Genomic DNA, 18,570 nt, shown 5'->3' with positions numbered 1-18,570 from the left:
TGGTTGTCTGCAAAAAAGCCCGCCGTCGCTGCGGGCTTTTTTGTGGCTGCTGTTCAGCGCCAGCGGGCGAGTACGTCAGGCAGCTGCGACAGCCGCTGAATCTGCGCATCAGGCGCTTTATCGCCGGTCCAGGCCTTACCTTGCGGGTTGAACCATACCGCGCGCAGGCCGGCCCGCTGGGCCCCGGCGATATCATCGCCAGGGTGATCGCCAACGTGGACTGCGGCGTCAGCGGGTGCCCCACCGCGCTTCAAGGCTTCGAGAAATGGCGCCGGGTCCGGCTTGCCGATGCCAAGGTCTTCGGCGCACAGGGCGAACTTGAAGTAATCGGCCAAACCGATGCGGGCGACGTCGGCGTTGCCATTGGTGACCACACCCAGGGTGTAGCGCTGGCGCAGGATCTCCAGCACCGGCTGCACTTCAGGGAACACCTCGATCTGATGACGCGCGTGCAAAAACACCTCGAAGCCTTCGTTGGCCAATTGCTGCGCTTGCTGCTCGCTGTAGCCGACGTCACACAAGGCGTGGTTGAGTACGCGCCGGCGCAGGGCGCTGATGCGGTGCTTCAGCCCGGGTTCGGCCTGCACCAGGCGTTCACGAATGGCGTACAGGTGCTCGACTGCCACGCCGCCCAGGCGCGGGGCGTTGGCTTCGAGCCAGTCGCGCAGCACGGTCTCGGCGCTGAGGATCACCGGCGCGGTGTCCCACAATGTGTCGTCGAGGTCGAAGGTGATCAGCTGGATGCTCATGAGTCGTTGCCCTTGCTGCGTTTGGCCCGGGGATGGGCGCTGTCGTAGACCGCTGCCAGGTGCTGGAAGTCCAGGTGGGTATAGATCTGCGTGGTGCTGATGTCGGCATGGCCGAGCATCTCCTGCACCGCCCGCAGGTCCTGGGACGATTCCAGCATATGGCTGGCGAAGGAATGGCGAAGCATGTGCGGGTGCAGGTGCTGGCCCAGCTCGCGCTCGCCGGCCGCCTTGACACGTAACTGAATGGCCCGCGGGCCGAGTCGCCGGCCCTGGCGGCTGACAAACACCGCGTTGTCCTGCGGCGCACTGATGCCGCGCAGCTTGAGCCACTCCTGCAGCGCCTCGCGGGCCTTGCGGCCGACTGGCAGCACGCGGGTCTTGCTGCCCTTGCCCTGCACCTGCACCAAACCATCGGCGAGGTCGAGGTGCTCGAGGTCGAGATTGGTCAGCTCGGACAAGCGCAAACCGGAGGAATAGAACAGCTCGAGAATGGCCTGGTCGCGGCGGGCAATGAAGTCGTCGTCGACGCCACCGTCCAGCAGTTGCAAAGCGCGGTCGGCATCCAACGCCTTGGGCAGGCGGCGCTCGCCCTTGGGCGGCGCCAGGCCATTGGCCGGGTCGTGCTCGCAGAGGCCTTCGCGGTTCAGGTAGCGGTACAGCCCGCGCACTGCCGAGAGCAGCCGGGCAATACTGCGCGAGGACTGCCCGTGATGATGCTGGCGGGCGACGAACTGGCGCAGTTGCTGGATGTGCAGAGAACCCCAGTTGGTAATGCCTTGGGCACCGCAGTATTCGAGGACTTTCTCCAGGTCGCGACGGTACGCTTGCTGGGTGTGCGGCGATACCTGGCGCTCATTGCGCAGATGCGCGCAATAAGCCTCCAGCTGGCGCTCCATCAGCGCACCGGTCGCAGGGTCTGGGTGAGCCGTGGAACCACCCGGCCAAGCACTTCAGCGATGTAGCTGAGGAACAACGTACCGACGCTGCTCTTGTAGTGCTGCGGGTCGTGGCTGCCGATCGCCAGCACGCCATGCAGGCCCTGATATTCCAGGGTGGCCACCGCGCTGGAGCCGACGTCCTTGCGTTGCTCTTCGCCAAACAGAAACGCCAGCTCGTGCTCACGCAGGTTGCCGCTGACCGTCTTGCCGCTGCCCAGCAGGGCGCCGATAGCCTGTTGCGCCTCGGCATTGCTGACCCAGCGGCCGACCGGTGTGGCGTTTTCACCAAACAGGATCAGGCTGACGAAGGGCACTTTGAATTCCTGGCGCAGGCTGTCTTCGACGGCCATCACCACTTCTTCCAGGCTGCTGGCATCGAGCAGGTCGAGGATCAGCCGGCGGGTCTTGTCGAACAGCCGGTCGTTGTCGCGGGCGACGTCCATCAGTTGCGACAAGCGATGGCGCATCTCGATATTGCGGTCGCGCAACAGCTTCAGCTGGCGCTCCACCAGCGACACGCTGTCGCCGCGCTGGTGCGGGATCTGCTGTTCGAGCAGCAGTTCGTCGTGCTCGGCAAAAAACGCCGGGTGCGCACGCAGGTAGGCAACCACCGCCTCGGCATCGAGGTCGGTGGCCTGTTCGGGTAAAACCTGTGGCTTATCGGTCATGGCGCTTACTCGGTTAGAGGCGAACCTGTCCTTCATAGACGCGCACGGCAGGGCCGGTCATCAATACCGGTTGGCCGGGGCCCGCCCACTCGATGCTCAGGCGCCCGCCTGGCAGGTCGATGGACACGGGCGAATCCATCCAGCCCTGGCTGATAGCGGCCACGGCAGCGGCGCAGGCGCCGGTACCGCAGGCTTGGGTTTCACCGGCGCCACGTTCCCATACCCGCAGGTTGGCGTGGTGGCGGTCGACAATCTGGATAAAGCCGGCGTTGACCCGCTGCGGGAAGCGCGGGTGGTGTTCGATCTTCGGCCCCAGCTCGTGCACCGGTGCGGTCAGGACATCGTCGACGCGCAGCACGGAGTGAGGGTTGCCCATCGAAACGGCGGCAATCGAGTAGTTCTGGCCGTCGACTTCAAGCGCGTAGCTCAGCGCCTGCTCGGCAGCCTGGAACGGGATCTGCTCCGGGGCCAGCCGCGGCGGGCCCATGTCGACGCAGATCTGGCCGTCGTTGCGCACGTCCAGCTCGATGATGCCGCCTTTGGTTTCGACGCGGATGAGCTTTTTCGCGGTCAGACGCTTGTCCAGCACGAAGCGCGCAAAGCAGCGCGCACCGTTGCCGCACTGCTCGACCTCGGAGCCATCGGCATTGAAGATCCGGTAGCGGAAGTCCACGTCCGGATTGTTCGGCGCTTCGACGATCAGCAGCTGGTCGAAACCGATACCGGTGTGCCGATCACCCCATTGCTTGGCGTGCTTGGGCTGGATGTGCGCGTGCTGGCTGACCAGGTCGAGGACCATGAAGTCGTTGCCCAGGCCGTGCATTTTGGTAAAACGCAGCAGCATGGGTTCACTCCGGCAGCAGGCTTTCGCCGGCGAACAGTTCGGCGACGGTCTCGCGACGGCGCACTTCGAAGGCCTGGTCAGCGTCGACCAGCACCTCGGCGCAACGACCGCGGGTGTTGTAGTTCGAGCTCATGACAAAACCATAGGCGCCCGCCGACTCGACGGCCAGCAGATCGCCCTCGGCCAGGTTCAGCGTGCGGTCCTTGGCGAGGAAGTCGCCGGTCTCGCAGATCGGCCCGACGATATCGTAGGCACGACCATCACCGGCACGCGGCTGCACGGCACTGACACCCATCCAGGCCTGGTACAGGGCCGGGCGGATCAGGTCGTTCATGGCGGCATCGACCACAGCGAAGTCTTTGTGCTCGGTGTGCTTGAGGTACTCGACGCGGGTCAGCAGGACGCCGGCGTTGGCAACGATGTAGCGGCCGGGCTCGAACACCAGGGCCAGGTCGCGATCGCCAACGCGCTCGCGGATGGCCTTGACGTATTCACCGGCCGATGGCGGCTGTTCGTCGCAGTAACGCACACCGATACCGCCGCCCAGGTCCAGGTGGCGCAACAGGATGCCACACTCGCCAAGACGGTCGACCAGTACCAGCAGGCGGTCGAGAGCATCGAGGAACGGCTCCAGCGTGGTCAGCTGCGAGCCGATATGGCAGTCGACGCCGACCACTTCCAGGTTCGGCAACTGTGCGGCGCGCACATAGACTTCTTCGGCATCGGCAATGGCGATACCGAACTTGTTTTCCTTGAGGCCGGTGGAGATGTACGGGTGGGTGCCAGCATCGACATCCGGGTTGACCCGCAGCGACACTGGCGCCACTTTGCCCATCTCGGCAGCCACGACCTGCAGGCGCTCGAGCTCATCGGTGGACTCGACGTTGAAGCAGTGCACGCCCACTTCCAGCGCACGGCGCATGTCTTCGCGGGTCTTGCCGACGCCGGAGAAGACCACGCGGTCGGCGCGCCCGCCAGCGGCCAGCACGCGCTCCAGCTCGCCGCCGGAGACGATGTCAAAACCTGCGCCCAGACGGGCCAGCACATTCAGCACACCAATGTTGGAGTTGGCCTTGACCGCAAAGCACACCAGGTGCTCGACGCCTTGCAGGGCATCGGCATAGCTGCGGTACTGCGCCTCGATGTGGGCACGCGAGTAGACGTAGGTCGGTGTGCCGAACTGTTCAGCAATGGCCGACAGGGCCACGCCTTCCGCGAACAGCTGGCCGTCGCGGTAGTTGAAAGCGTCCATTGGATTTCCTTACTGCGCTGGCTGCTGCTCTGGGTCTTGCTCTTGCTGCGGCGCGGGCTGCGGCGAGGGCTGAGCGTGCTGGTGCTGGTGCGACTTGTTGGCCTTGCCGTCCTTGCCGTCTTCAGGCAGGAACAGGGGGCCTTTCTGACCGCAGGCCGAAACGAGACAGGCAACCGCGACCAGCGCCGCGAGGGAGGAAATCAGGCGCTTCATTGGTGAAATCCTTGAAATAAGCAGTATTGCGCCCGAGTATACCCAGCGCCTGCCTGATTGCCTATGCAAGGGCCGGTCCGCCTGGCGGTAAGCAACGCTGGCGGGGCCGCTGCTGCGTTATCCTTGCAACATTGGCAGATGGTCTGAGGCTTTGCATTCTTGCGCCAGCGTCCGTATCTTCCCCGGCTTGCCTGTATGCAGCCAATTTCGAGGTTCTTGCAATGAGTTTGAGCGAAGCGCGTTTTCACGACCTGGTCGATGCCACCCAACAGGCGCTGGAAGACCTGTTCGATGAAGCCGATCTTGATCTGGACATGGAAAACTCCGCCGGCGTACTCACCATCAAGTTCGAAAACGGCAGCCAGCTGATCTTCAGCCGGCAGGAGCCGCTGCGTCAGTTGTGGCTGGCGGACAAGTCCGGCGGCTTCCACTTCGACTATGACGAAGAAAACCGCAAATGGACCTGCGAAAAGACCGACGAGCTGCTTGGCGAGATGCTTGAGCGCATCGTCTGGGATCGCGCTGGCGCGAAACTGGACTTCGACGAGATCTGACATGAGCGAGCAGCCGCGGCCGCCCAAGCCGCTTTACAGCAACGTCAGCCCTGCGGTGAAATCGCCCTGCATCAATGTTTGCCGACTGGATGCCGAACGCGTCTGCACCGGTTGCCAGCGCCATGTCGAGCACATTCGCGAGTGGCGCTCTGCCGACGACGAACGCCGCCGGCAGATCTGCCGGGAAGCCGAGGCCCTGCGCGCCCGGGCTTGAGTATTCGTCCGGCTGTGGTACTGTCGGGCTCTGCGTCGGCGCTGCCGAATGCCTGCACAAACCCCGCCCTTGGGCGGGGTTTTGCTTTATTCGTGCGCCGCAAATTGTCTGTTGAACATGGAGTCTGACTGAAACATGAGCCGCAAACCTTCCCTCATCCTCACCCGCCTGGACGTGCAACGTCTCGAGCGCCTGATCGATAGCCTCGATGAGAACGCGCCGGGTGTCGCCGCCTTGCAGGACGAGCTCGACCGCGCCGAGAAGGTAGTCGGTCACGAGGAGGTCCCGGCCGGTGTGGTGACCATGAATTCGCGGGTGCACTGCCGCGAAGAGGCCAGCGGCAAGGACTACCACCTGACTCTGGTCTACCCGAAAGACGTCAGCGGTGAAGGCAAGGTATCGATCCTGGCGCCGATTGGCTGCGCTTTGCTCGGCCTGTCGGTAGGTGACCAGATCGACTGGCCGGCGCCGGGTGGCAAGACCCTCAAGCTGACCTTGCTGGCGGTCGAGTATCAGCCAGAAGCTGCAGGCGACTTCGACCTCTGAGGTGTCACGCGGGCCTCACTGCAGTGAGGCCCGCAACTGCTCGACACCGTCATTCAACGCCTGCTCCAGCTCGCGCTTGTACCTCAGATGCAGGCACGTCGAGCCCTGCTCGTCGGCGAGCAGCTCGGACAAATCCAGATCGGTGATATAGCAGCGATAACGCCCGGCACTGCGCCGCTGGCCGAGGATCTGCCGCGCCACCACGGCGTACAACTGATCGCCGTATTCAAGCTGCGAATATTCCTGCTGATCGCAGTACAGGGTGATGTGCACTTCATCGCCGATCCCGCTCTGTACGATCGCCTGCACCTCGTAATAGGGCTGGCTGCCGTTGTCGCTCGGTGCCTGGCGTGGCTCCAGGCTGCGCACCTTGCCCAGCCCTGCAGGCAGCAGCTGGTAGTAGAGAATATCCAATGAGCCCTGTTGCAGACTGGTCAGCGGCAGCCGGGCATCGCGGCGCATGCCCAGCGATTGCAGAAAACGCTGCAACGGCAGCAACAGGTGCGCTTCATCTTCCAGCGGCAGGCGCTGCTGCCACAGGGCATTGAATTCATCCAGCACGTACAGGTCGGCCCAACCGTCGAGCAGGCGGTAGAACACCTGGATGCACTGCGGCTGGCCTTGGGGCAGAACCCATACCAGATCCTCATCGTCCAGTGCGTTGTCGTCCAGGTGCAGCGGGCTGTACTCGCTGCGCTCCTCGCCCAGATAAGCCAGCAGTTGCTCGTGGTTGGTCAAGGTGACCAGGTTGACTTCACCAGGCTGTAGCTCAAGCACATGGGTGTCCTGTGCGATCTGCACCAGGTATCGGTAGTTCAGCCGCTGCTGGAGCAACGCGCGAGCCGTGGCGAACACATCCTCGACCCGCTGCGCAATGGCCTGGGCGCGGTTGTGACAGAAGCTGCGCACCTGCAGCCGTGGTGGTTGCTGGCGCTGGCCTGGGGTGTTGAGAAAGTCACGCAAGCAACGCATCAGCGCATGTTCGCCGTCGTAACGCTGGACCAGCACCTCGTTCCAGCTGTTCAAGGAGATCTGATCCAGGGTCAGCACCAGGTTCTCGCGCACGCCGGCGTAACTCAGCGAGTCGGTGCGGGCGGTGGTCATGAGGATGTTCAGTTCACGCTGATGGCGCAGCGGGTCGACACCGACATTGACCAGCAACAGGACCTCGTCCGCCACACTTGGCTGCAGCATGCGCAACTCGCTGACGGGCTCCAAGGGCAGGGCAATACTCTGTTGCAGGCTGCCGAGCAGGTTGAACAGCTCGAACTCGCTCAGGTCGCTGGCGCCCGGATGCAGGGCCAGCCGTGTGCTGCTATCGATCACGCCGTTGCGGTGCGCCCAGGTCAGCAGCTCGAGCAGTTCGCGGCAGCGCTTGAGCGGGCTGGAGTGGTCCAGCTCATCCACGCTCAGGTTGCCCTGGTACAGGCTCCAGTGGAACGCGCCGGGCTCCTTGCGATTGCTGGCATGGACCAAAGTCAGTGTGTCTTCGGCAAGGTCCGGAGCAATCCCCGGGTTGATCACTTCGATCTTGCCGGCACGGCGCTCGAAGGCGGCGTAAAGGCGTCGGCCGAGCACGTTCAGGTCGCGTTGGTCGGCGCGGCTGCTGGCCTGCTGCTCACGGGCGAACTGATTGAGGAAGCGATAGCTGTGATTGAGCTCGGCCACCAGCGCTCGGCGCTCGAGCGCGACCTGGCGCACCTTCCAATGGCTGCGGCTGTCGAGCAGCGCCAGCTGGCGCTCGTCCCAGCCCCATTCGCGAACCAGTCGAGCCAATAGCTGGCGTTGCCAGCCGCCGTTGCGCGAGCGGCCGCTGAGCTTTTTATTGACCTTCAGATACAAGCTGCGCCGTACCAGCTCCAGCCGCGCGACATCGCCGCGGCGTAGCAAATACTGCTCGATGCGCCGATAGACCATCACGTACGGGTCCAGCGCATCGAGGTCGAGCTGGTTGGCAAACACCCCCTGCTTGAACTCCAGACTCAGGCAACGCACCTGTGGATGCTCGCTGGCGTAGGCTTCGGTCAACAGCAGCTTGAGCAGCGATTTGTAAGGTGAGTCGATGCCTTTGAACAACTGCCACAGGCCGGCGCCGACAAACTCGCCGGCCGGGATATGCGCCAGGTGGCCGAGATCGAGGTCGTGATCGGTGCGGATAAAGCGCTTGCTCAGCAGGGTTTGCGTGTAGGCCTGATAGTTGTGCTCTTCATACACCGGCACCAGCCACCACAGTGGCGTGCGCCCGGCCAGCCAGATCGCGGTGCGGTAGAACTCGTCGAGCAGCAGATAGTGCTGGGTAGTACCGCAGTCGTCTGAGCTGAGCTGGCCATTGCGCTCACCGACGGTAAAGGCCTGCGGTTCGATCAGAAAGAAATGCGCCTCGGCGCCCAGGCTCGCCGCCCACGCTTCGAGCAACTGGCATTTGCGGCTGAGCTCGGCCAGCGCCCACTCGGCCAGGCCGGCGGCGTGGCAGACCCACACATCCATGTCGCTCTGTTCGGCCTGGGCCAGGGTGCCCAGGCTGCCCATCAGGTACAGACCCTGAATCGGTAGCGGCGCATTGCCCAGCCGCGGTTTGTAGCTGAACGAGCGCGCCAGGCGCTGGCCCTCGGCAATCAGCTCGGCATCCGGCTCATACCTGCACACGCCGGCTGGAGTGGTGCCGGAGACATACCCGGGCAGCAGCGGGTGATTGACATGAAACAACAGCGGCAACAGCGTCAGCACCTGCTGCTGGCGCGTTGACAAGCCCTCCCGTGCACGCCCGAGGCGACCGTGATTGATCTGCATGAAGCGCGCGCGCAGCGTGGCCAGAACTTTGCGGTCGATACCGTCGTCCAGGTCTGGGCGGATTTCATGGGGGTGGTTCATTGCGCACTCAGGGGCAGGCCAGGGCAGTGCCGAGTTTAGCCTGAGCAAGGGGCAATAGAGGGTAATTTATGGTTTTTTGACGCCAGATTAATAGCAAGGCGGTTGGCCTGTTCGCGACCAGCAACCTGGCCCGCGAACAGGCGCGAAGGCTTCAGGCGGTTTCTGGGGCTTTGAGAATGTTCAACACAATCTGCACGCTCTGCGCCGCGTCACGGCCCAGGCTGGTCAGATAACCACCATCGGGCTGGTCGGTCAGTTGCTTGTCAAAGAGGCGCTTGGCAGCAGCGACTTTATCTGGCGAAGCGGATTGGTGGACCTGGATGCCTTCCTGGCTGCTATCGAGATTGAACAGCGCAAGGACTTCCAGCTCGGCGATCAGTTCGGGGGTAAGCGACATGGCGACTCCTGACTTCCAGACAAGGATTTTGGCACCACTGCGGGTGCTTGATCATGGAGTGTAGACAGACTTTTCAAGCGTTGCCTTGATCCGCCTCAGGTGGCAGCTCCGGCAGGGCGCGCAGTGCCGTTTCATACCACTCGGTATCGAACGGGCGGTCGGCATCGAGCATGGCGTCAATCTCGAAGGCCAGTACATGGGCCATCAGGTTGAGAATGTCTTCGCGCTCATAGCCAACCAGCTTCAGCTTGTTGAAGGTCGCCAGGGCCGCCGGCGGCTCGCCGCTTTCAATCTGGTTTTCGATGGCCTGGGTCAGGGTAGCTTCGGCGAAGGCTTCTTCATCTTCGTTGTCGATGTCTTGGGGTTCGCTCATGGCGGTGCTCCTGTAGTGAGGCGGCTAGTTTGCCATGACCGCGCCGGCAATGCCTGGCCATCTATGCCATGCATGACGCTGGTCATGGCGTAAGGGAGTGGTTATAACAGCCGGGCCATCCCCTCACGGCCTGGAGGCTGTCGCAATGCTCAAGCTCTACGGATTCCCTGTCAGCAACTACTACAACATGGTCAAGCTGGCGTTGCTGGAAAAAGCCCTGCCGTTCGAAGAGGTGCCGTTCGTTTCCGGCCAGACCCCACAAGTGCTGGCCATCAGCCCGCGCGGCAAGGTGCCGGTGCTGGAGACCGAGCATGGCTTTATCAGCGAAACCAGCGTCATGCTCGACTACATCGAGCAGACCCAGCCGGGTAAATCGCTGCTGCCGGCCGACGCCTTCGGCCAGGCCAAGGTGCGCGAGCTGGTCAAGGAAATTGAGCTATACATCGAGTTGCCGGCGCGTACCTGCTACGCCGAAGCGTTCTTCGGCCAGGCCGTCGAGCCGCTGATCAAGGAGCGCGCCCGCACCGAGCTGCTGGCAGGCTTTGCCACGCTCAAGCGCAATGGCAAGTTCGCGCCGTACGTTGCCGGTGAGCAGATGACCCTGGCTGACTTGATGTTCGTGTTTTCGGTCGACCTTGCCTGCGCGGTCGGCAAGAAGGTATTGAACCTGGACTTTCTTGAGGACTTCCCGCAGGCGAGGGCGCTGCTGGAGTTGCTTGGCGAGAACCCGCACATGGCGAAAATTCGTGCAGACAAGGAAGCGGCGATGCCGGCATTCCTGGAGATGATCAGCAAACGCAAATGAGGGTGAAAAGGCGGGCTGCCAGGCAGCCCGCCATGACGCTTAGCGCGAAGCCAACAACGCCTGGCCACGGACCACAGCCGCACGCACCTGGGCAGGTGCAGTCCCACCAATGTGATTACGTGCATTTACCGAGCCTTCCAGGGTCAGCACGGCAAACACATCCTGTTCGATCTGATCGCTGAAGCGGCGCAGCTCTTCAAGGCTCATTTCAGCCAGGTCTTTGCCGCTGTCGACGCCGTACTTCACGGCATGGCCGACGATCTCGTGGCAATCACGGAACGGCAGGCCACGGCGTACCAGGTAATCGGCCAGGTCGGTCGCGGTGGAGAAACCGCGCAGGGCTGCTTCGCGCATGATCGCGTGGCGCGGTTTGATTGCCGGGATCATGTCGGCAAACGCCCGCAGCGAATCGCGCAGGGTGTCGGCGGCGTCGAACAACGGTTCCTTGTCTTCCTGGTTGTCCTTGTTGTAGGCCAGTGGCTGGCCTTTCATCAAGGTCAGCAGGCCCATCAGGGCGCCGAACACACGGCCGCTCTTGCCACGCACCAGCTCAGGTACGTCGGGGTTTTTCTTTTGCGGCATGATCGAGCTGCCGGTGCAGAAGCGATCCGGCAGATCAATGAACTGGAACTGGGCGCTGGTCCACAGCACCAGCTCTTCGGAGAAGCGCGACAGGTGCATCATCGCCACGCTGGCCGCGGCGCAGAATTCGATGGCGAAGTCGCGATCGGAAACGCCATCCAGCGAGTTGCCGGCAACCGCTTCGAAGCCCAGCAGCTTGCAGGTCAGCTCGCGGTCGATCGGGTAGGTGGTGCCAGCCAGCGCGGCGCTGCCCAGAGGCATGCGGTTGGTGCGCTTGCGGCAGTCGACCAGGCGCTCGTAGTCACGGCTGAGCATTTCGAACCAGGCCAGCAGGTGGTGGCCGAAGGTCACTGGCTGCGCGGTCTGCAGGTGGGTGAAGCCGGGCATGATGGTCTCGGCTTCACGCTCTGCCTGCTCCAGCAGGCCCTTCTGCAGGCGCGTGATTTCGCCTAGGATCAGGTCGATTTCGTCACGCAGCCACAGGCGGATGTCGGTGGCGACCTGGTCGTTGCGGCTGCGCCCGGTGTGCAGTTTTTTGCCGGTGACACCGATGCGATCAGTCAGGCGTGCTTCGATGTTCATGTGCACGTCTTCAAGGTCGACGCGCCAGTCGAAGTTGCCGGCCTCGATCTCGGTCTGAATGGTCTTCAGGCCGTCGATGATGGTGTCGCGCTCGGCGTCGCTGAGTACGCCAACCTGCGCCAGCATGGTCGCGTGGGCAATCGAACCCATGATGTCGTGGCGGTACAGGCGCTTGTCGAAGTCGACCGAAGCGGTGAAGCGGGCGACGAAGGCGTCGACGGGTTCACTGAAGCGGCCGCCCCAGGACTGATTGGTCTTGTCAGTGCTCATGGATTCACTCGTTGAAGGCGTGAACGATAAAAAGTGGCGCCGATAATAACAGGGTTGCACTGCCCGCCGCAGGGCATCGGTCGCCAGAAACAGCAGGAAATCAACCGGCGAAGTTACTGCAAAGGATATTTACCGATTGAACGGCAGCGTTCCACGAAGCGTCTACAGTTTGACAATAGGCTGGCGCTGAATCTGTCAGACCAGTGAATCTTTGGCCATTGCATGGGTCTAGAGCGTGACTGCGGCGTCGGACTACCGAGCCCGGTTTACGCTTATTACTTGTGCGAGACTCATTCAGGAATCCAGCGCAACTATGAATGTCCTGATCGTTGATGACGAACCCAAAGCCCGCGAAGACCTCAGCCGCTTGCTCGGCGGGCAGGAGGGCTACACGGTACTGGAGCCCAGCGCCACCAATGGCGAGGAAGCTCTTGCCTTGATCGACAGCCTCAAGCCTGACGTGGTCCTGCTTGATATCGGCATGCCCGGCCTGGACGGCCTGCAGGTCGCTGCTCGCCTGTGCGAGCGCGAAGCGCCACCAGCGGTGGTGTTCTGCACCGGTGATGACGAATACGGCAGCGAAGCGTTCAAGGACAGCACCCTCAGCCATGTCAGCAAGCCAGTGCAGCCGCAGGCCCTGCGCGATGCCCTGCGCAAGGCAGAAAAACCCAACCGCGCGCTGCTGGCGGCGCTGACCCGGCCAGCCACTGAAGACGGCGGCAACCCGCGCAACCACATCAGTGCGCGTACCCGCAAAGGCATTGAGCTGATCCCGCTGTCACAGGTGATCTACTTCATTGCCGACCACAAATACGTGACCTTGCGCCATGAGGCCGGTGAAGTGCTGCTGGATGAGCCGCTCAAAGCGCTGGAAGACGAGTTCGGCGAGCGTTTCGTGCGTATCCACCGCAACGCGCTGGTTGCCCGTGAACGTATCGAGAAGCTGCAGCGTACGCCGCTGGGGCATTTCCAGCTCTACCTCAAGGGCATGGGCGAGGATGCGTTGATCGTCAGCCGCCGCCATGTAGCAGGCGTGCGCAAGATGATGCAGGGCTTGCACTGATCGCTCGCCCTCGGCGCCGCTGCGCTCGCGCGCACTGGCGCAGCACCACCGATTGCTGACCTGAGTCTGCAGGCAGGCCCCGAGTAGCTGTTATCATCGGCAGCATTTCTCTGCATCGGGGCGTTTCATGTCCACTCGCGAAATCCGCATTGCCACCCGTAAAAGTGCCCTTGCCCTATGGCAGGCCGAGTACGTCAAAGCACGTCTGGAGCAGGCTCATCCAGGCCTGATCGTCAGCCTGGTGCCGATGGTCAGCCGTGGCGACAAGCTGCTCGACGCGCCGCTGGCGAAGATCGGCGGCAAGGGCCTGTTCGTCAAAGAGCTGGAAACCGCCCTGCTCGAGAACGAAGCCGACATCGCCGTGCATTCGATGAAAGACGTGCCCATGGACTTCCCTGAAGGCCTGGGCCTGTACTGCATCTGTGAGCGTGAAGACCCGCGCGATGCCTTCGTTTCCAATACCTACGCAAGCCTTGACGCATTGCCTGCAGGCAGCATCGTCGGCACCTCCAGCCTGCGCCGCCAGGCGCAGTTGCTGGCGCGCCGACCGGATCTGCAGATTCGCTTCCTGCGCGGTAACGTCAATACCCGTCTGGCCAAGCTCGATGCCGGTGAATATGACGCGATCATTCTGGCCGCGGCGGGCCTGATCCGCCTCGGCTTCGAAGACCGCATCAGCGCCAGTATCAGTGTCGACGACAGCCTGCCGGCCGGTGGCCAGGGCGCAGTCGGCATCGAGTGCCGCAGCGCCGACAGCGAAATCCACGCCCTGCTGGCGCCGCTGCATCATGTCGACACCGCCGACCGGGTGGTGGCCGAACGTGCCTTGAACAAGCACCTCAACGGCGGTTGCCAGGTGCCGATCGCCTGCTACGCCGTGCTTGAAGGCGAGCAGTTGTGGCTGCGCGGGCTGGTTGGCCAACCCAGCGGCGGGCTGCTGCTGGCAGCCGAAGCACGGGCGCCGCGGCTGCATGCCGAAGCGCTTGGCGTTCAGGTTGCCAAAGACCTGCTCGAACAGGGCGCCGAGGCGATCCTCAAGGAAGTCTATGGCGAGGCCGGCCATCCGTGAGCGGCTGGCGCCTGCTGCTGACCCGGCCTGAAGAGGACTGTGCGGCACTGGCGCAGACCTTGGCGGCCGCCGGCATCGCCAGCAGCAGCCTGCCCTTGCTGGCGATCGAGCCGGTCACTGTGGATGACGCGCAACGCCAGCTGCTGAGCCAGCTGGCGAATTACCAGGCATTCATCGTGGTGAGCAAGCCCGCTGCGCGCTTGCTGCTGGCCAACTTGGCCGAAGCCGGCCTGGTGCCGCCGTCCAACGCCTGGTTCAGCGTCGGTGAGGCGACCGCGCAGGTATTGCAGAACGCCGGGCTTTTGGTGACATTCCCTACCCAAGGAGACGACAGTGAGGCCTTGCTTGGCTTGCCCGAGTTGCGCAAGGCTATCGCCGTTCCTACGCCGCGTGTCCTGATTGTCCGCGGGGTAGGGGGTCGTGAACTGCTGGCAGAGCGTCTTGCCGAGCTAGGTGCTAGTGTCGATTATCTGCAACTGTATCGTCGCTGCCTGCCGGATTACCCGCCCGATACCCTGCGCGAGCGGGTCGATCGGGAACGCCTAAACGGCTTGGTGGTCAGCAGTGGGCAGGGTCTTGAACATTTGCGCCAGTTGGCAGATGCCGATTGGCCGCGCCTGGCGCGCTTGCCGTTGTTCGTGCCGAGCCCGCGCGTAGCCGAGCAGGCCCGCGCGCTGGGTGCACAACAGATTGTGGATTGCCGTGGCGCCAGTGCCGCGGCCTTGCTGGCAGCTGTGCAGCGCAGCGCTGCACCTGCCTCTTAAGGCGCTAAGCTCAGAGCGACGCGCCCCCATGCAAAGGATGGATACGTGAGCGAAACTGTCTTGTCGCAGAATGAACAGCCTTCGGTGCTCGACGCGCCGCAAACCCCTGTCACCCCGCCGGCCAAACGCTCGGGCAATGGCATTGCCGTCGTTGCCCTGCTGCTCGGCGCAGCCGGTGTTGCGGTAGGCGGCTGGGGTGTCTGGCAAGTGCGCCAACTGCAGGGCAATGAGCTGGGTCAAAGCCAGCGCATGGAAGCCTTCAGCGAGCAGACCGCAGCGTTGCAACAGCGCGATCAGCAGATCAGCGCACAACTTGCCAGCCTGCCGCCGGCCAGCGAGCTGGAAGACCGCCGTCGCCTGGTGGCGCAGTTGCAGGGCGACCAGCAGCGCTTGAGCCAGCGGCTCGATACGGTAATGGGCGAAAGCCGCAAGGAATGGCGCCTGGCCGAAGCCGAGCACCTGCTGCGCCTGGCGACCTTGCGCTTGTCTGCACTGCAGGATGTGACCAGCGCCAAAGCGCTGGTCGAAGGTGCCGACGAAATTCTCCGCGAACAGAGCGACCCAGGTTCATTCGCCGCCCGCGAGCAGCTGGCCCGCAGCCTGGCCACACTCAACAGCACCCAGCAGCCAGACCGCACTGGCCTGTTCCTCAAGCTGGCGGCGCAGCGTGAGCAGGTGCAGCAGCTCAGTGCCCAGTCGCCTGAATTCGACAGCAGCGCAGACGCCATGGGCGCGCTGACTGCGGATGGCGATGCCAGCAGCCGCTGGTCGCGCTGGTGGGCCGAGATCTCCAAGTACTTCCAGATCGAATTCGATGCCGACAACAATGTTCGCCCGTTGCTGGCTGGGCAGTCGCTGAATCAACTGCGCCTGGCCCTAAGTCTGACCATCGAGCAGGCCCAGTGGGCGGCCCTGAATGGCGAAGCCAAGGTCTACACCCAGGCGCTGGATGATGCTCGCAGCGTGCTGCTGGCCAACTTCAACGCCGACAACCCGCAAAGCAAGGCCATGCTCGACAGCCTTAACGCCCTGGCCGAGCAGCCAGTATCGGTGGTCACCCCTGACCTCAGCGAAAGCCTGGCGGCGGTACAGGCCTACATTCAGCGCCGCCACCTGCCGGCCAATGCCGAAGGGGGCAAGCCATGAAGCGAGTCTATCTGCTCGCGGTGCTGGCAATCGTGATTGCCGCAGCGCTGGGAATCGCCGTGGCCAAGCACAGCGGCTACGTGATGGTGTCCTACGGCAGCTTCCGCTATCAGTCCGGTCTGTGGGCCGCATTGGGTGGGTTGATCGGCCTGGTAGTAGTGCTGTGGCTGTTGCGCTACGTGCTTGGCCTGATCCTGAGTTCGACCGGGGTGGTCAACCCATGGTCGCGGCGCAATCGCCGCCGGCGCACCCGCATCGCCATCGAACAGGGCCAACTGGACCTGGCCGAAGGTCGTTGGGCCAGCGCGCAGCGTCACCTGCACCGCGCCGCTGAAGCCGAGCGCCAGCCGCTGTTGTATTACCTCGGCGCCGCCCGCGCGGCGAACGAGCTGGGCCGCACTGAAGAAAGCGACAACCTGCTGGAGCGCGCGCTCGAGCGTCAGCCCCAGGCCGAACTGGCGGTGGCATTGACCCACGCCCAACTGCAGATGGATCGCGGCGACAGCGACGGTGCCCTCGAAACCCTGCTGGCGATGCAACAGCGCCACCCGCATAACGGCCAGGTGCTGCGCCTGCTGCAGCATTTGCACCTGCAGCGTGGCGACTGGCCGGCGCTGATTCGGCTGCTGCCTGACCTGCGCAAGGGCAAGGTATTGCCAGCCACTGAGTTGGCTGCGCTGGAGCAGCGTGCCTGGGGCCAGAACCTGAGCATCGCCGCGACACGTGGTGATGATGCGGTAGCCGCCCGGCAGGCGCTGGAACGCGCCTGGCAGCAGCTGACCGCCGCGCAGCGCCAGGAGCCGCAGTTGGTGCTCGCCTACGCTGAACAACTGCGTCAGGTCGGCGCCCAGGGCGAAGCCGAGCAAGTCTTGCGTGCGGCACTCAAACGCCAGTTCGAAAGCCATCTGGCCCGGCTGTACGGGCTGATCCGTGGTGATGACCCAGCGCGCCAGCTGCAAACCGCCGAAGGCTGGCTCAAAGAGCACGCTCAGGACCCAAGCCTGCTGTTGACCCTCGGCCGCTTGAGCCTGCAGAACCGTCTGTGGGGCAAGGCGCGCGATTACCTTGAGAGCAGCCTGCGTTTTGAGCGCAACCCGGAAACATGTGCCGAGCTGGCACGGTTGCTGGCGAGCATGGGTGAAACCGAACGCAGCAACCAATTGTTCCAGGAAGGCCTTGGCCTGCTCGACGAGCGCCTGCTGGCGCTGCCGTTGCCAGACGGCGCCCGAGCTTGACCGACCCTTGGGTCTGCGCGAGCCGCGCAGGCCCAAGGGCTGGTATCTAATCTGAAGCGGTGAAGTCAGTTTGCGATGACCCCCTTCGGAAATTTCCCACAGCAATCAGTAAACTTTCCCCAGCAATCAGAGACTTGTCCCTACTGTATTGCCTTGAAACAAAGTACCCATTTCCTCTACCGTCTCAAGCCACGTCATTGACTCCTCCGGGACCCCATCGCCATGCCGCTGGCCCGTTTTCGTACTCTTTTTTTCCCAGGCTTGCTGGCCTCGTTGGCGATCCTGTTTGCCGCTTTCGCCCTCGAAAGAAACCTGGGGTTGCTGCCTTGCTCGCTGTGTTCCGGCCAGCGCCTGCTGCTGGGCCTGTATGCGCTGGTCTGCCTGGTTGCGCTGGTGCATGCCCCACAGCGTCTCGGTTGGCTGGCCTACACGATGTTGGCATTGGCCTGCTCGGCCGGCGGCGCGCTGTTGGCGGCGCGGCAGGTCTGGCTGCAGGGCTCGGAGTTTGCTCATGGCGCCTGCCTGCAGCCGCTGCCGACGGTGTTTGAGCAGCCGTGGCGGCAAGCGTTGGAAACCCTGCTCAAGGGTGGCCCTGACTGCGGCGCGTTGTCCTGGAGCTTTCTCGACCTGACCTTGCCCGAGTGGAGCCTGCTGGCCTTCCTGCTGCTGGCAGCGCTGCCGCTGTCGCGGCTGGTGGCTGATCGTTTGCGCCGCCTCGCCCAACATTGATCCAGCGCAAGCTTGGCGCATGGTTCGACCGGCGGCGCGCTATCAAGGGATGAAACGCTTGTATGAACTTTGTCCGATGCGTACCTTGATGGGCAGCACGTGCGGGAATAATCTCCCAGCACGGACACTGAAAACACAACTGCTCGATGCCGTACTGCTGACTTCCCTTTGTCGCGCACCTTTGCGCAACGAGGTGCAGCGGCATCTACCCAGAAGGGAAGAACTGCCATGCTCGATAGTTGCCAGAATGCCCAGGAACGCTGGGGCGGGGTCCACAAGCTGATCGATCGCTGGCTGCTGGAGCGCCAGGAGTTGGTGGTGGCTTTCCGCGCCCTGCGCGACGCCAAGCCAGCCTTCGCTGACAAGGCGCAGAGCCGTGATTTCTGCGGCGTGTTGGTCGACTATGTATCGGCTTGGCATTTCGAAGTGTTCGAGCAGCTGCTCAGCGAGGCCAAGGCCTTCGACGACAAGCGCGCCCTGGCGCTGGCCGAAGACATGAACCCACGCATCACCGACATCACCCAGATCGCGCTGGACTTCAACGATCACTGTGACAAGGCCGAATGCAACGACCCTGAGCGCTTCGCCCAGACCCTGCAAGCACTGGGCGGCCATCTGCGCGAACGCTTCGAGCTGGAAGACTGCCTGATCGAAGTGCTGCACACCGCACATAAACAGGAAGCTGCACTGCAGGCGTGATCGCCTC

Annotated in this window: 21 protein-coding genes; 11 read left to right on the top strand and 10 right to left on the bottom strand. The window is 63.3% G+C overall.

Going from position 1 to position 18,570, the window contains the following annotated elements; all coding sequences use genetic code 11:
- Positions 1-53: 53 nt before the first annotated feature.
- From FW789_RS19565 to lptM, 6 genes are read right to left on the bottom strand one after another with little or no spacing between them, the layout of a single operon-like run.
- Positions 54-749, bottom strand: a complete 696-nt coding sequence (locus FW789_RS19565; protein ID WP_103435387.1) for an HAD family hydrolase — start codon at positions 747-749, stop codon at positions 54-56.
- Positions 746-1,645, bottom strand: a complete 900-nt coding sequence (gene xerC, locus FW789_RS19560) for a tyrosine recombinase XerC (protein ID WP_207072393.1) — start codon at positions 1,643-1,645, stop codon at positions 746-748. Before xerC ends, FW789_RS19565 begins: the two co-directional genes overlap by 4 nt.
- The gene (locus FW789_RS19555) at positions 1,645-2,355 is read right to left on the bottom strand and encodes a DUF484 family protein (protein WP_103435385.1); all 711 of its coding nucleotides are present in this window, start codon (positions 2,353-2,355) and stop codon (positions 1,645-1,647) included. Before FW789_RS19555 ends, xerC begins: the two co-directional genes overlap by 1 nt.
- Before the next feature lie 13 nt (positions 2,356-2,368).
- Positions 2,369-3,199: a diaminopimelate epimerase gene (gene dapF, locus FW789_RS19550; protein ID WP_103435384.1), complete on the bottom strand. Its 831-nt coding sequence runs from the start codon at positions 3,197-3,199 to the stop codon at positions 2,369-2,371.
- Between the two features lie 4 nt (positions 3,200-3,203).
- Positions 3,204-4,451 (bottom strand): diaminopimelate decarboxylase, encoded by a 1,248-nt coding sequence (lysA, locus tag FW789_RS19545; RefSeq protein WP_150571421.1) that lies wholly within the window; start codon positions 4,449-4,451, stop codon positions 3,204-3,206.
- A gap of 9 nt (positions 4,452-4,460) precedes the next feature.
- Positions 4,461-4,664 carry an LPS translocon maturation chaperone LptM gene (gene lptM / locus FW789_RS19540; protein ID WP_103435382.1) on the bottom strand — a complete coding sequence of 68 codons (204 nt, stop codon included), beginning with the start codon at positions 4,662-4,664 and terminating at the stop codon, positions 4,461-4,463.
- A gap of 221 nt (positions 4,665-4,885) precedes the next feature.
- Between lptM and cyaY the strand changes: the two genes are divergently transcribed.
- From cyaY to rnk, 3 genes are all read left to right on the top strand, one after another.
- Positions 4,886-5,218 carry an iron donor protein CyaY gene (cyaY, locus tag FW789_RS19535; RefSeq protein ID WP_186701435.1) on the top strand — a complete coding sequence of 111 codons (333 nt, stop codon included), beginning with the start codon at positions 4,886-4,888 and terminating at the stop codon, positions 5,216-5,218.
- A gap of 1 nt (position 5,219) precedes the next feature.
- Positions 5,220-5,432: a DUF1289 domain-containing protein gene (locus FW789_RS19530; RefSeq protein WP_101322636.1), complete on the top strand. Its 213-nt coding sequence runs from the start codon at positions 5,220-5,222 to the stop codon at positions 5,430-5,432.
- A gap of 135 nt (positions 5,433-5,567) precedes the next feature.
- Complete coding sequence (gene rnk / locus FW789_RS19525) at positions 5,568-5,978, top strand: nucleoside diphosphate kinase regulator (RefSeq protein ID WP_101322635.1); 411 nt, start codon at positions 5,568-5,570, stop codon at positions 5,976-5,978.
- A 15-nt stretch (positions 5,979-5,993) separates the two neighbouring features.
- Here rnk and FW789_RS19520 read toward each other — a convergent pair whose 3' ends face one another.
- From FW789_RS19520 to FW789_RS19510, 3 genes are all read right to left on the bottom strand, one after another.
- Positions 5,994-8,849 carry a class I adenylate cyclase gene (locus FW789_RS19520; RefSeq protein WP_446431907.1) on the bottom strand — a complete coding sequence of 952 codons (2,856 nt, stop codon included), beginning with the start codon at positions 8,847-8,849 and terminating at the stop codon, positions 5,994-5,996.
- 151 nt (positions 8,850-9,000) lie between these two features.
- Positions 9,001-9,246 carry a TIGR02647 family protein gene (locus FW789_RS19515; protein ID WP_101322633.1) on the bottom strand — a complete coding sequence of 82 codons (246 nt, stop codon included), beginning with the start codon at positions 9,244-9,246 and terminating at the stop codon, positions 9,001-9,003.
- Between the two features lie 73 nt (positions 9,247-9,319).
- The gene (locus FW789_RS19510) at positions 9,320-9,619 is read right to left on the bottom strand and encodes a hypothetical protein (protein ID WP_101322632.1); all 300 of its coding nucleotides are present in this window, start codon (positions 9,617-9,619) and stop codon (positions 9,320-9,322) included.
- Between the two features lie 145 nt (positions 9,620-9,764).
- Here FW789_RS19510 and FW789_RS19505 point away from each other — a divergent pair, with 145 nt between their 5' ends.
- A complete protein-coding gene (locus FW789_RS19505; RefSeq protein WP_186701433.1) occupies positions 9,765-10,424 on the top strand; it encodes a glutathione S-transferase family protein in 660 nt (219 codons plus the stop codon).
- A 39-nt stretch (positions 10,425-10,463) separates the two neighbouring features.
- Here the strand turns inward: FW789_RS19505 and argH are convergent, their stop codons facing one another.
- On the bottom strand, positions 10,464-11,858 hold the full coding sequence (gene argH / locus FW789_RS19500; protein ID WP_101322630.1) for an argininosuccinate lyase: 1,395 nt from the start codon (positions 11,856-11,858) through the stop codon (positions 10,464-10,466).
- Between the two features lie 313 nt (positions 11,859-12,171).
- Here argH and FW789_RS19495 point away from each other — a divergent pair, with 313 nt between their 5' ends.
- The 7 genes from FW789_RS19495 (at position 12,172) to rsd (ending at position 18,563) form a co-directional block, all read left to right on the top strand.
- A complete protein-coding gene (locus tag FW789_RS19495; RefSeq protein WP_101322629.1) occupies positions 12,172-12,921 on the top strand; it encodes a LytR/AlgR family response regulator transcription factor in 750 nt (249 codons plus the stop codon).
- A gap of 127 nt (positions 12,922-13,048) precedes the next feature.
- On the top strand, positions 13,049-13,990 hold the full coding sequence (gene hemC, locus FW789_RS19490) for a hydroxymethylbilane synthase (protein ID WP_101322628.1): 942 nt from the start codon (positions 13,049-13,051) through the stop codon (positions 13,988-13,990).
- Positions 13,987-14,754: a uroporphyrinogen-III synthase gene (locus FW789_RS19485; protein ID WP_217862390.1), complete on the top strand. Its 768-nt coding sequence runs from the start codon at positions 13,987-13,989 to the stop codon at positions 14,752-14,754. The genes hemC and FW789_RS19485 overlap by 4 nt, the downstream gene beginning before the upstream one ends.
- 45 nt (positions 14,755-14,799) lie before the next feature.
- On the top strand, positions 14,800-15,900 hold the full coding sequence (locus tag FW789_RS19480) for a uroporphyrinogen-III C-methyltransferase (RefSeq protein WP_258035040.1): 1,101 nt from the start codon (positions 14,800-14,802) through the stop codon (positions 15,898-15,900).
- Positions 15,897-17,135 carry a heme biosynthesis HemY N-terminal domain-containing protein gene (locus FW789_RS19475; protein WP_207072390.1) on the top strand — a complete coding sequence of 413 codons (1,239 nt, stop codon included), beginning with the start codon at positions 15,897-15,899 and terminating at the stop codon, positions 17,133-17,135. Before FW789_RS19480 ends, FW789_RS19475 begins: the two co-directional genes overlap by 4 nt.
- A 222-nt stretch (positions 17,136-17,357) precedes the next feature.
- Positions 17,358-17,864: a disulfide bond formation protein B gene (locus tag FW789_RS19470; protein ID WP_103435376.1), complete on the top strand. Its 507-nt coding sequence runs from the start codon at positions 17,358-17,360 to the stop codon at positions 17,862-17,864.
- A gap of 228 nt (positions 17,865-18,092) precedes the next feature.
- Positions 18,093-18,563, top strand: coding sequence for a sigma D regulator (gene rsd, locus FW789_RS19465; RefSeq protein WP_103435375.1), 471 nt, complete (start codon positions 18,093-18,095; stop codon positions 18,561-18,563).
- Positions 18,564-18,570: the final 7 nt, after the last annotated feature.

It is taken from the genome of Pseudomonas sp. 1121_17 (assembly GCF_052850745.1).
This window is presented reverse-complemented; position numbering and strand designations above follow the sequence as displayed.